The sequence below is a fragment of the Janthinobacterium sp. GL_088 genome (assembly GCF_057837845.1).
This window is the reverse complement of record NZ_CM174453.1, coordinates 2,065,098-2,078,170: the sequence shown is the minus strand read 5'-3', so window position 1 is coordinate 2,078,170 and position 13,073 is coordinate 2,065,098. Positions and strand designations below refer to the sequence as shown.

Here is a 13,073-nt window from a genome sequence, read left to right as displayed (position 1 = left end):
TAGACCCACATCAACATCAGGGTGTGTCTTCGCGTCTATATTTTTCCAATAGGAATTAAATAACAGTCAACGGGCGACCGGGGAAGCTGCGAATTCATGTTCAATTTCCAACGCTCCAGCATCAGCCAGAAGCTGACCATGATTTCGGTACTGTCGTCGGGCTGCGCGCTGCTGCTGGTGTTCGTGGCGTTTGCGCTGACGTCCGTGCTCAGTCACAAGAATGATGAAGGCAAGCAACTGCTGTCGCTGGCGGGCGTGATCGGCGCGGCCAGCGCGGCGCCCTTGCTGGCGGGAAAATCGGCGCAGGCGGAACAGGTGCTGGCCGCGCTGGCCGCGCGCGACGAGGTGGCCCAGGCGGCCCTGTTCGACAAGGGCGGGCGTTTGTTCGCCCTGTACCGCGCGCCACAGCACGCGGACGGCCTGGCGGCGCCGGAAGACATGGACCCCGCCTTGCTGGCAGACATGGCCGTGCAGCCCGTCACGCAAGGCTCGGGCACGACCCTGGCGCCGGCCATGCGCTTGTACCGTCCCGTCTACCGGCCAGGCGAGCCGCAACAGATCATCGGCGCCGTGCTGATCGAGGCGGACCTGAACCACATGTGGCGCGACATCGGCCGCCACGTGGGCGCCATCGGCGGCGCCACCGTGCTGTCCTTCCTGATCGCCGTCTTCCTGGCGCGGCGCTTCAAGAGCGTGATCGCCGAACCGATCACCAAACTGATCGATACAGCGCAAAAAGTGTCGAGCAGCCAGACCTACAGTCACCGCATCGCGCACCAGCGCAGCGACGAACTGGGCGTGCTGATCGACAGCTTCAACGACATGCTGGCGCAGATCGACAGCCGCGACAGCACCCTGGCCAACTACCGCGACCAGCTCGAGCGCCAGGTGGGCGTGCGCACGGCACAGCTGGAAAAGGCCAAGGACGCGGCCGAGGCGGCCAGCCAGGCGAAAAGCGCGTTTCTTGCCACCATGAGCCATGAAATCCGCACGCCGATGAATGGCGTGCTGGGCATGACGGAACTGCTGCTGGCCAGCCAGCTGACGCCGCAGCAGCGCCACTACACGAGCATGGTGCAGCGTTCGGGACAGAATTTGCTGGTGATCATCAACGACATCCTCGACTTTTCCAAGATCGAGGCGGGCAAGCTGAGCGTGGAATACATCCGCTTCAATTTCCGCGAATTGCTCGACGACATAGAACACGTGTTCGCGCCGCAGGCGGAAGCGAAAAACATCAGCCTGGAATTCGACGTAGCCTACGACATCCCGATCGCCATCTGCGGCGACCCGAACCGTTTGCGCCAAATCATCGTCAACCTGCTGGGCAACGCCATCAAGTTTACGGAAACGGGCAAGGTCACCGTGAAAGTGACCGTCTGCAGCGAAGACGCGCCCAGCGTGGGCTTGCGTTTCGAGGTGCACGACACGGGCATCGGCGTCTCGAACGAAGCGCAGACGCGCATCTTCGAATCGTTCTCGCAGGCGGACGGTTCGACCACGCGCAAGCACGGTGGCACGGGCCTGGGGCTGACGATCTCGAAACAGCTGGTGGAGCTGATGGGCGGCACTATCGGCGTTGATAATGCTTTAACGCAAGGATCGATCTTCTGGTTCGAAGTAAATTTCGATAAGCGGCGGGTCGACAGCGACGACCCGTCCTTCAACCTGAAAACCACGCGAGGGTTACGCGCCTTGATCGTCGACCACACACCGGCCACGCGCGCCGTGCTGGAGCGGCAACTGGCCAGCTGGCACATCGTCAGCGACAGCGCCGGCACGGCCAGCGACTGCCTGGGCAAGCTGCGCGCGGCCGCCCAGGCGGGCACGCCGTATGCCGTGGCCCTGCTCGACATGGAATTGCCGCGCACCAGCGGCCTGGCCCTGGCCGCCAACATCAAGAGCGACCCGCTGCTGGCCGACCTCAAATTATTGCTGCTGAGTACGGAACAGGCGGCGGCCGACCCCGTGCAACGGCGCGAGGCGGGCGTGGCCTTCCAGCTGATCAAGCCGGCCCGCGAATGCGACCTGTTCGACTGCATCGTCACGCCGCCGCGCGCCAGCGAGGGCCTGCGCATCCATCCGCCGCACGCCCCCCGTCAGGTGGGCCGGCGCCAGCGCCGCCGCGTGCTGCTGGCCGAGGACAATCCCGTCAACGTGGAAGTGGCGCTGGCCATGCTCGATAGCCTGGGCCTGGACGTGGTCTGCGCGCGCAATGGCGAAGAAGCCTTGCAGGCGGCACAGGCCGAGGATTTCGATCTGATCCTGATGGATTGCCAGATGCCCGTGATGGATGGCTTTGCCGCCACGGCGGAAATCCGCCGCCATGAACAGCACTGCGGCCACGCGCGCGTGCTGCCCATCGTCGCCATCACGGCCAATGCGCTGCAGGGCGACCGCGAAGCATGCCTGGCGGCCGGCATGGACGATTACCTGAGCAAACCGTTCACGCAGCAAGACCTGGGCCACACGATCGCGCGCTGGATCACCCTGCCGCGCGCGGCCACCGTGCACCACAGCGAAGTGCCAGAGCAACAAGCGCCGCCAGAGACGCCTCCCGCGCCGCAGCTCACGCCAGCGGGCCAGCCACTGAACCGGCAAGCGCTGGAAAACATCCGCGCCCTGTCCGGCACGGATGGCGATGCGCTGCTTGAACGGGTCATCCAGGCCTTCGTCGGCGAGACTCCGCGCCAGTTGAGCGCCATGCGCGCAGCCATTGCCGGCGCGGATGCGGAAGCGCTGCGCAAGGTAGCCCACAGCCTGAAGTCAAGCAGCGCCAACGTGGGCGCCGACGGTCTGGCGCAGCTGTGCAAGGAGATGGAAAAACTGGGCCGCGCCGGCAGCACCGAGGGCGCGGCGCCCCTGTTGCAGCAGATGCAGCAAGCCTTCCTGTCCGTACGCGACTCGCTGAACGCCATCCTCGTGAAGGAACACTGACATGACAGCGCCCCTCTCCCCTCCCCGCGGCCTGGTGCTGGTGGCCGACGACGATCCCGTGATGCGCCTGCTGATGCGGCAAATGCTCACGCAGGTGGGCCTGGACGTGATCGAGGCCGAAGACGGCGTGCAGGCGCTGGCCAGCTACAAGCACAGCGGGCCGGACCTGGTCATGCTCGACGTCGACATGCCGGCCATGGACGGCTTTGCCGTGTGCCGCGAAATCCGCCACCAGGAAGTGGGCGGCACCGTGCCCATCATCATGGTCACGGGCGGCGACGAACTGGAAGCCGTCACGCGCGCCTACGAGGTGGGCGCCACCGACTTCATTTCCAAGCCCATCAACTGGCCCATCCTCGGCCACCGCGTGCTGTACGTGCTGCGCGCCAGCGACGCCATCGCCCGTTTGCGCATCGCCGACGCGCACAACCGCGCCGTGCTGGCCGCCATCCCCGACACCTTCTTTCGCCTGAACCGCGAAGGCTTTTATCTCGACTATGAACAGGGCCACGACGCCAGCGCCGGCTTTTCCCTCAGCGACTGCGTGGGCAGCCATATCCGCGACGTGCTGCCGCCCGAAATCGCCGCGCGCCTGCTGGACAAGGCGCACGCCGTGCTGGCCACGCAGCATATCGGCTCGGTCGACTATACGCTCACGCACGAGGACAGCACGCGCCATTTCGAGGCGCGCCTGGTGGCGACGGGGGCCGACGAGGTACTGGGGCTGGTGCGCGACATCAGCGAACGCAAGCGCACCGAGGAGCAGATCCGCCGCCTCGCCTATTGTGACAGCCTGACGGGCATCCCCAACCGGCAAGCGTTCCTGGAAACGCTGGAACGCGAACTGCTGCGTTCGAAAGAACACGACAAGAAATTCGCCGTGCTGTTCATGGACCTGGACGCCTTCAAGCGCATCAACGACACCCTGGGCCACGACGTGGGCGACCATTTGCTCAAGGTGGTGTCCGAGCGCCTGCGCGAAACCATCCGCCCCAGCGACCTGGTGCTGCGCGCCGAACACGAGTTTGAAGCCACCTTCGGCGGCAGCAACCTGGCGCGCCTGGGCGGCGACGAATTCACGATCTTGATACCCGACCTGGAGCGGGTGGAAGACGCGCTGAACGTGGCACACCGCGTCAAGGAAGCCATGCGCCGGCCCTTCATGATCGAAGGACACGAGATTTTCGTCACGGCCAGCATCGGCATCTCGCTGTATCCGGAAGATGGCGAGGACTGCAACTCGCTGCTCAAATATGCGGATACGGCCATGTACCACGCGAAGAACTGCGGCAAGAACAACGCCAAGCTCTATAGTTCTTCGCTAACGATGGAAATCATGAGCCACGTCAAGATGGAAGTCGGCTTGAGGAAAGCCTTGCAGAACAACGAGCTGTACTTGCTGTACCAGCCGCAGATCGACGTGCCCAGCACGCAGATCGTCGGCGTGGAAGCGCTGGTGCGCTGGCGCCATCCCGAGCGGGGCATCATCTCGCCCACGGAATTCATCCCGCTGGCCGAAGAGACGGGGCTGATCGTGCCCATCGGCGAATGGGTGCTGCGCACGGCATGCAACCAGGCCAAGGCGTGGCAAAGCGATGGCGGACGGGCCATCCGCATGGCCGTCAACCTGTCGGCAAAGCAATTCAAGGATGAAAATCTGATGCAGATCGTGCTGTCGGTCCTGGCCGACACGGGCCTCGATGCGCGCCTGCTGGAACTGGAATTGACGGAAGGGACCTTGATGGACGATGCGCGCGCCACCATGGTGACCCTGGAGCAATTGCGCGGCATCGGCGTGTATCTCTCCATCGACGACTTCGGCACGGGGTATTCGTCGATGAATTACCTGAAACGCTTCGACGTGCGGGCCTTGAAAATCGACAAGAGCTTTATCGCCGGCTTGCCGCAGGATACGGAAAACGCGGCCATCACGCGCGCCATCATCGCCATGGCGCATGGCTTGAAGATGGTGGTGGTGGCCGAGGGGGTGGAAACGGACGAGCAGCTGCTGATGCTGGAAGAATACGGCTGCGACATGGCGCAGGGCTACTTTTTAGGCCACCCGTCGCCGCACGACACGATCACGGCCATGCTGGCCAGGCAGAGGGGCCAGCTGGCCAGCCTGGAAACTAGAGCACTTCGAAGGCAAGGATTTGCGTGACTTGCTGCGGATTAAAATTGTCGTCGGAAATCATCACCAGGCTGCGGCGGCCATTTTCCAGGCGCGGGCCCCAGCTGATGCCTTCGATATTGTCGATCCTGGCCAGGCCGATCTTTTCCAGGTCCAGCAGCAGGCGCTTGCGCGCCGGCACATAAGCCGCGCCCGCCAGCGCCGGCATGGCCTGGATATCGGTGGCGCCATCCGTTTCCATCGCGTAGATGCGCACATGGTTCGTATACACGCCATCGGCGTGTTCCACGCCGGCCCGCTCCACTACCAGCAACTGGTGACCGTTGACGGCGAGGATTTCCGACACGCCATTGTCCGCTTCCTTCCCCGGCGCCGGCCGCGACGCCACCGGCTCAATCGGATACGCGTACTGGCCCAGCACGGTGCCGGCGCGGTCCAGGCGCGTGATGCGCACGATGGAGCCGTTATCGGGCGTGGCCAGCGGGCCATCCTGGTACAGCGCCGCTTCCATACCCAGCCACAAGCTCTTGCCATCGCTGGCAAACGACAGCGCCTCAAAGCTCATGTTGTTGCGCGAGCCCGTTGCTTCCTGCGACACCTTGAACATGGCGGGCGTGGGCAAGGTGCTCAGGTAGTGGCCGCCGCTATCGGCATGGCGCACGAACGGGTGCAAGCCCACCTTGCGGTTGCCTTCGCTGGCGTACCACAGGCTGCCGTCCTGCGGATCGACGCGGATGGTTTCGATGTCGGGCACCTGGTCGCCCCGATCCAGCTTGGCGTGCGCCAGGTTCGGGTAGCGGCTGCCGTCGGGCTGCGTGAAGAAATGCACGCTTTTTAATGTCACGGCGGAAAATACTCGGCTGTCGTAATCGAGCGTGGCGCGGTAGAAGCGGGCCGGATTGATTTCCGAGCGGTCATCGCTTTCCATCACCCAGCTGTTGTTGGCCGCATCGTAATCGATGCCGGACAGGCCGCCCACCGTGGTGCCCTGGAACGGATGCTTCAAGGCGATGCGCTGTTCGCCGATCAGGCGCAGGCCCGCGACCGGCGCATCGTGCGGGAAGCTGGCACAGGCGGAAAGAAGGATGGCGGCGGACGCCAGGGCAAGCGCGGTACACGCGCGGTGGAACAATGGAAGCATGATCGGTATCAAAGAAGTCGGCAGGAAGCTTACACCACCCCATCGGTCTTGAGCTGCGCGATGGCGGCAGCGTCATAGCCGAGCGATGCCAGCACCTCGTCGTTATGCTGGCCCAGGGTCGGTCCCAGCCACTGCGTCTTGCCCGGCGTGGCGGACAGTTTCGGGCTGATGGCGGGCAATTTGACGGGCGTGCCGTCGGCGAAATGGTGTTGTTCGAACATATTGCGGGCGAGAAATTGCGGATCGCCCAGCATGTCGCGCACGGAGTAGATTTTGCCGGACGGCACGTCGGCCGCCTTCAGCACGGCCAGCGCGCTGTCGATCGTGTGCGTGGCGCACCAGGCGCCGATGGCGTCGTCGATTTCCTGCGTGCGCGCCACCCGGCCATCGTTGCGCGCCAGTTGCGGGTCGCCCGCCAGGTCGATGCGGCCCATGGCCAGCATCAATCGCTTGAAGATGGCGTCGCCGTTGCCGGCAATCACGATATTTTCGCCATCACCCGTCGTGTAGGTATTCGACGGCACGATGCCGGGCAGCGAGCCGCCCGTGCGTTCGCGCACGACACCCGCCTGGTCGTATTCGGGCACCAGGGACTCCATCAGGTTGAACACGGACTCATACAGGGCCACATCGACCATCTGCCCTTCCCCGTGCTCGCGCCCGCCCGTCACGTCGCGGTGGCGCAAGGCCATCATGGCGCCGATCACGCCGTGCAGGGCCGCCACGGAGTCGCCGATCGACACGCCGACGCGCACGGGCGGACGGTCGGCAAAGCCGGACACATAGCGCAAGCCGCCCATCGACTCGCCGATGGCACCGAAGCCGGGCAAGTCCTTCATCGGCCCCGTCTGGCCAAAGCCGGACAGGCGCACCATGATCAGGGACGGCTTGATCTGCTTGAGCTGTTCGTAACCGAGATCCCACTTTTCCAGCACGCCGGGGCGGTAGTTCTCGATGATGATGTCCGCTTCCAGGGCCAGCTGGCGCGCGATGGCGCGGCCCTCGGGCGACTTCAGGTTCAGGGTGATGCTTTTCTTGTTGCGTGCCTGCACCGACCACCACAGCGAAGTGCCATCCTTCAGCACGCGCCAGGTACGGATCGGGTCGCCGCCATCGGGCGACTCGATCTTGATCACGTCGGCGCCGAATTCGGCCAGCATGCGGGCGCAGAACGGCCCCGCGATCAGGGTGCCCAGTTCAAGGACTTTGATACCTTTTAAAGGACCAGTATTCGCGGAGGGTTCAGTCATAGAGATCAGTTCAGGTTGCCCTGCGGTCGAGCATCGCGCGAGCAATCGTGCCCGCGTCGACGTATTCCAGTTCACCGCCCACGGGCACGCCGCGGGCCAGGCGGCTCACGCGCAAGCCCCGCGCCTTCAGCATTTCGCTGATGTAATGGGCCGTGGCTTCGCCTTCATTGGTAAAGTTGGTGGCCAGCACCACTTCACCGACCACGCCATCGTTGGCGCGGTTCAGTAATTTTTCGAGGTGGATATCTTTCGGGCCGATGCCGTCCAGCGGAGAGAGTCGCCCCATGAGGACGAAATACAGGCCCTTGTAGGTGAGCGTCTGCTCGATCATCAGCTGGTCGGCGGGCGTTTCCACCACGCACAGCAAGCGCTTGTCGCGCTCTTCGTCGAGACAGGTCTCGCACACTTCGTGTTCGGTAAAGGTATTGCACAGGCCGCAGTGATGCACGGCATCGACGGCCTGGAACAGGGCGCGCGACAGCATGGCCGCGCCTTCCCTATCGTGCTGCAACAAATGAAACGCCATCCGCTGCGCCGACTTGGGGCCGACGCCGGGCAGGCGCCGCAACGCCTCGGTCAAAAATTCAAGCGACTTGGACATGGATCAACCTTGTCCCGTGCCATGGATCGAGCGCATGCGGCAGTGCATCAGAATGGCATTTTGAAGCCGGCTGGCAAGTTCATGCCGCCAGTCAAGCCTGCCATTTTTTCAGCGGACGTCGCTTCCGCCTTGCGAACGGCGTCGTTGAAAGCGGCGGCCACCAGGTCTTCCAGCATGTCCTTGTCGTCGGCCAGCAGCGACGGGTCGATGGAGACGCGCTTGACGTCGTTCTTGCACGTCATGACGATTTTCACGAGGCCGGCGCCGGACTGGCCTTCCACTTCCACCAGCGCCAGTTGCTCCTGGGCCTTTTTCATGTTGTCTTGCATTGCTTGCGCCTGCTTCATCAGGCCAGCCAGTTGATTTTTCATCATGAGAATGCTCCGTTCAATTCAGTTTGTGAGTTTTGTTAATCATCAATGCAGGGTCGGCGCGGCGGAGCCGGCCGGTGCAGGGGTAATCGTTCCCGGCACAACAAAAGCGTCGAATGCACGCTTCATGTCGAGCACGAAGGGATCGCTGGCGATGGTTTCTTCCGCTTGCAGCTGGCACGCCTCGCGGTGGGCCTGCGCTTCCGCGCTGGCCGTGTACCAGACGGCGCCCAGTTCCGTGTCGACATTGACCTTGCGGCCGAAGCGCTCGCTCAGCACGGCCGCCAGTTTTTCCACGTTGGCCGGACTGCGCCACGTGTCGATCGGCACGCGCAGGCGGAACGTGGTGCTGTGGCCGTCGTGCAGGCATTCGATCAGCTCGGCCTGCACGGCCAATTGCTGGGCTATGCCGCGCAGGGGCAGCACGGCAGCGACGGCCGGCCAGTTGCCGTCCCAGTCCAGGCCCGGCACGGGCGTGATCACATACGGTCCGCTGGGCGCGGCTTGCTTGGCGGCACGCTGCGGCATGATGACGGCCGGCTGCTCGCTGCTTTGCGCAGCTGGCGCCGCTACAGCGGCGGAGGCGCTGTCGTCGGAAAATTCGGTGACCCACGGCGGCAAGTCGTCGTCGGCGGGCGCCTGCTGTGGCGGCGGTGCGGCAGGACGTACCTGCTGGACGGGAGCTTCCATCACGGCGACCGGTGGCGCATCGTCCCACGGCGCAGGTGCTTTCGCGGCGGCGGGCGGTGGTGGCGGCGCGGCCTGGACGGGTGCAGCCGGGGCTGGCGCCGCGGCGACAGGTTCCGCTGCCGGTGCCGGTGCAGCTGGCTTGGGCGCCGACGACGGCGCCGATGGCGCACTGCCCGGACGTCCTTTCGAGGCGGCGCGGGCCGCTTCCAGCGCCGCATTGATGGCGGCGCGGGCGGAACTGATCGGAGCGCCCGAGGCTGCCGGGGCAGCCGCAGCGGGAGCAGCGGCAGGCGGCGGCACTGGTGCTGGCGCCGGGGCTGCTACAGGCGCCGGTGCCGGTGCCGGAGCAGCTGCGCGTGGCGGCGGCGCTTCGCTGCGCGCCATGCTGGCGGCTGCGGCAGCGACCACGGCGGGCGGTGTCACGGCGGCGTGGCTGGCCACGCTGTTCGTGGCGGCACGGGCGGGCGGTGCGGATGCCCCTGCCGCAGCGCGCGCGGCAGCCACGGCGGCGGGACGGTTGCCTGGGACGGAGGCTGGTGCCGCCGGCACGCCATCGGCGCCGCCTATGCCAGGCCGAAAGGCCAGCATGCGCAGCAAGGTCATGGTAAAGCCCGCATATTCGTCGGGCGCCAGGCCCAGTTCATTGCGGCCATGCACGGCGATCTGGTAAAACAGCTGCACTTCTTCCGCGTCGAACGCGGCAGCCAGACGCACGATGTCCGCATATTCGGGCAAATCCTGCGGCAAGGCGGCCGGCACGGTTTGCGCCAGCGCAATGCGGTGCAATAAAGTGCCCAGATCCTGCAGGGCGCCGTTGTAGGACAGGCTGCGCGAGGCCATCTCGTCGGCCACGGCCAGCAGATCGGCGCCATCCTGCTGCGCCAGCGCGTCGAGCAGGCGCACCAGGTAGGACTGGTCGAGCGCGCCGAGCATGCCTTGCACGGCATCGAGCGTGACTTCGCCGGCCGCATAGGCGATGGCCTGGTCCGTCAGGGACAGCGCATCGCGCATGGAGCCGTGGGCGCCCTGGGCCAGCAGGCGCAAGGCCGGCTGTTCGAAGGCGATGCCCTCTTGTCCCAGGATATTGTCCAGGTGGCTGATGATGTGGCCGGGCGGCATCTGCTTGAGGTTGAACTGCAGGCAGCGCGACAGCACGGTCACGGGAATCTTTTGCGGGTCCGTCGTGGCCAGGATGAACTTGACGTGCTCGGGCGGTTCTTCCAGGGTCTTCAGCATGGAATTGAACGCGTGGTTCGTCAGCATGTGCACCTCATCGATCATATAGACCTTGAAGCGCGCATTGCTGGGCGCGTAGACCGCCTGTTCCAGCAGCTGCGCCATTTCATCGACGCCGCGGTTCGACGCCGCATCCATCTCTATATAGTCGACAAAGCGTCCCGCGTCGATCGCCGTGCACGCTTCGCACACGCCGCAAGGCTGGGCCGTGATGCCGCCCGTGCCATCGGGGCCGATGCAATTGAGCGACTTGGCAAGGATGCGCGACAGGGTCGTCTTGCCGACGCCGCGCGTGCCCGTGAACAGGTAGGCGTGATGCAATCGGCCGCTGTGCAAGGCATGCGTGAGCGCGCGCACGACGTGCTCCTGGCCGACGAGCGTCTCGAAATTCTTGGGGCGGTATTTACGGGCGAGGACTTGATAGGACATGCTGAGATTTTACCATGCGATTTTGCGGGTGATCCTGCGCGGCGGGCGCAAGCCTCATGGCCGGGCCATTCCAATATGGCAAACGCGGCAAAGCAGCAATTGTATAACATGGCCCGGCAGAAACAGGGAAAACACGGCAAGTCCGGCAATGCTGCGGATCGGAAAGAAAACGGGGCCGTAAAAGCAAAAAAGCTGCCCATGGCAGCTTGATTGTTGATCCTGATAAAACATTCCCGAAGGAGGCGAGCCTGATCTGCGGCACTCATGGTTAATAGCCGTGGCTGCTTCGTTCCCGACCTGACCAGGTTAGCCATGCCACGATGCGCAGGGGCCCGCCGGGGACAATTATAACCGACCTGCGCAAGATTGGGGAAGTCACGCAAAAACCGGACTCCCCCAGCCCCTGGCTTGCCTTACAAGCCCAGCTCTTGCCAGATCCCATCCACCTTGGCCTTCACTTCCGGCGTCATGGCAATCGTCGTGCCCCACTCGCGCGTCGTTTCGCCCGGCCACTTATTCGTCGCATCGATACCCATCTTGCTGCCCAGGCCGCTGACCGGCGAGGCAAAGTCCAGGTAATCGATCGGCGTGTTGTCGACCAGGGTCGTATCGCGGATCGGGTCGACACGCGTCGTGATGGCCCAGATGACTTCTTTCCAGTCGCGAATATTCACGTCTTCATCGACCACCACGATGAACTTGGTATACATGAACTGGCGCAGGAAGCTCCACACGCCGAACATCACGCGCTTGGCGTGGCCCGCGTACTGTTTCTTGATCTGCACCACGGCCATGCGGTAGCTGCAGCCTTCGGGCGGCAGATAGAAGTCCGTGATTTCGCTGAACTGCTTTTGCAGCAGCGGCACGAACACTTCATTCAGGGCCAGGCCCAGCACGGCCGGCTCGTCCGGCGGTTTGCCTGTATACGTGGAGTGGTAAATCGGGTCGCGGCGCATGGTGATGCGGTCGATGGTAAACACGGGGAAACTGTCCTGCTCATTATAGTAGCCCGTGTGGTCGCCATACGGCCCTTCCAGCGCGTGCTCATAGCCGCTCGGATGGTTTTCATCCGGATAGATATGGCCCTCGAGCACGATCTCGGCCGACGCAGGCACGCGCAGCTCGCTGCCGATGGCTTTCACCAGCTCCGTGCGGCTGCCGCGCAGCAAGCCGGCGAACTGGTATTCGGACAGGCTGTCCGGCACCGGCGTGACGGCCCCTAATATAGTAGCGGGATCGGCGCCCAGCGCGACGGCGATCGGATACGGCTTGCCCTTGCTCTGGATCGCGTGTTCGCGGAAGTCCAGCGCCCCGCCCCGGTGCGCCAGCCAGCGCATGATGACCTTGTTGCGTCCCAGCACTTGCTGGCGGTAGATGCCCAGGTTTTGCCGCTTCTTGTTCGGACCCTTGGTGATCACCAGGCCCCAGGTGATCAGGGGAGCGACGTCGCCGGGCCAGCAATGCTGGATCGGCAGGCGCGCCAGGTCGACGTCATTGCCTTCCCAGACGATTTCCTGGCATTTCGCGCCGCGCAACTCCTTCGGCGACATGTCCCACACGGATTTCACCAGCGAACCGAGGCCCAGCAGATCCTTGAAATCCTTCGGCGGCTCCGGTTCCTTCAGCCGCGCCAGCACATGGCCGATCTTGCGCAACTCGCTCACATCTTCCGCGCCCATGCCCAGCGCCACGCGGCGCGTGGTGCCGAACAGATTGCCCAGCACCGGCATGTCGTATCCCGTCGGATTGTTGAACAGCAAGGCCGGCCCGCCTGCGCGCAAGGTACGGTCGCAAACTTCCGTCATCTCCAAAATCGGTGAAATGGGGGTCGAAATGGGCTTAAGTTCACCCATTTGTTGCAGTTGAGAAATAAAATCTCGCAAATCTGAATATTTCATGTGTTTTTAATTTTTTTTGACGTCGGACGCCGTTGCTGAAGGATCTATGCCAAGTAATTGATTTTATTGGCTTTTGGCACAATGCAAGTCAAAAAGTAAGACATAAAAGTAATAAAGAAACGATTCGTTAGTATTGACTTGATATAAAACGGCTTCTACAATTCGCCCAACTTGAAAGAGCACGCCGGCCCAGAGCTTGATTTTAGCGTTTCTCTTTCATTCACGGAGTCGGGGCTCCACATGACATTTTAAGGAGTGTTTTCAAAAGGCGTCTGCCTTACCCCCGGTAAAAGTTGTATTGCGACTGATCCAATACCAAAACGGGACCGATCAGCTCAAGCAAGCAATGACGGCGTTTCTCGCACGCATCCATACGCGGCGGAAACGAT

The 13,073-nt window shown here is 63.5% G+C and carries 8 protein-coding genes and 1 other RNA gene; 2 read left to right on the top strand and 7 right to left on the bottom strand.

Features of this window, described 5'->3' with window-relative positions; genetic code table 11:
- Positions 1-96 precede the first annotated feature (96 nt).
- Entirely contained in the window at positions 97-2,937 is a 2,841-nt protein-coding gene (locus AC3IQ7_RS09450; protein ID WP_489209170.1) for a hybrid sensor histidine kinase/response regulator, read from the top strand.
- 1 nt (position 2,938) lies between these two features.
- Positions 2,939-5,098 carry a putative bifunctional diguanylate cyclase/phosphodiesterase gene (locus AC3IQ7_RS09445; protein ID WP_489209168.1) on the top strand — a complete coding sequence of 720 codons (2,160 nt, stop codon included), beginning with the start codon at positions 2,939-2,941 and terminating at the stop codon, positions 5,096-5,098.
- On the opposite strand, the gene AC3IQ7_RS09440 is transcribed toward AC3IQ7_RS09445, so the two are convergent.
- The 7 genes from AC3IQ7_RS09440 to ubiD all read right to left on the bottom strand — a co-directional run bounded on the left by AC3IQ7_RS09440 (position 5,067) and on the right by ubiD (position 12,684).
- A complete protein-coding gene (locus AC3IQ7_RS09440) occupies positions 5,067-6,209 on the bottom strand; it encodes an esterase-like activity of phytase family protein (protein WP_489209166.1) in 1,143 nt (380 codons plus the stop codon). The two genes, AC3IQ7_RS09445 and AC3IQ7_RS09440, sit on opposite strands and share 32 nt — an antisense overlap.
- Before the next feature lie 29 nt (positions 6,210-6,238).
- Complete coding sequence (locus AC3IQ7_RS09435) at positions 6,239-7,459, bottom strand: CaiB/BaiF CoA transferase family protein (protein WP_489209165.1); 1,221 nt, start codon at positions 7,457-7,459, stop codon at positions 6,239-6,241.
- A 10-nt stretch (positions 7,460-7,469) separates the two neighbouring features.
- Positions 7,470-8,060: a recombination mediator RecR gene (gene recR / locus AC3IQ7_RS09430; RefSeq protein WP_034786598.1), complete on the bottom strand. Its 591-nt coding sequence runs from the start codon at positions 8,058-8,060 to the stop codon at positions 7,470-7,472.
- Between the two features lie 47 nt (positions 8,061-8,107).
- Positions 8,108-8,434: a YbaB/EbfC family nucleoid-associated protein gene (locus tag AC3IQ7_RS09425; protein ID WP_034759121.1), complete on the bottom strand. Its 327-nt coding sequence runs from the start codon at positions 8,432-8,434 to the stop codon at positions 8,108-8,110.
- Positions 8,435-8,476: 42 nt separating this feature from the next.
- Positions 8,477-10,786 carry a DNA polymerase III subunit gamma/tau gene (gene dnaX / locus AC3IQ7_RS09420; RefSeq protein WP_322429149.1) on the bottom strand — a complete coding sequence of 770 codons (2,310 nt, stop codon included), beginning with the start codon at positions 10,784-10,786 and terminating at the stop codon, positions 8,477-8,479.
- A 238-nt stretch (positions 10,787-11,024) separates the two neighbouring features.
- An RNA gene (ffs, locus tag AC3IQ7_RS09415) (signal recognition particle sRNA small type) lies at positions 11,025-11,123 on the bottom strand.
- Between the two features lie 76 nt (positions 11,124-11,199).
- The gene (gene ubiD, locus AC3IQ7_RS09410; protein WP_071650179.1) at positions 11,200-12,684 is read right to left on the bottom strand and encodes a 4-hydroxy-3-polyprenylbenzoate decarboxylase; all 1,485 of its coding nucleotides are present in this window, start codon (positions 12,682-12,684) and stop codon (positions 11,200-11,202) included.
- Positions 12,685-13,073: the final 389 nt, after the last annotated feature.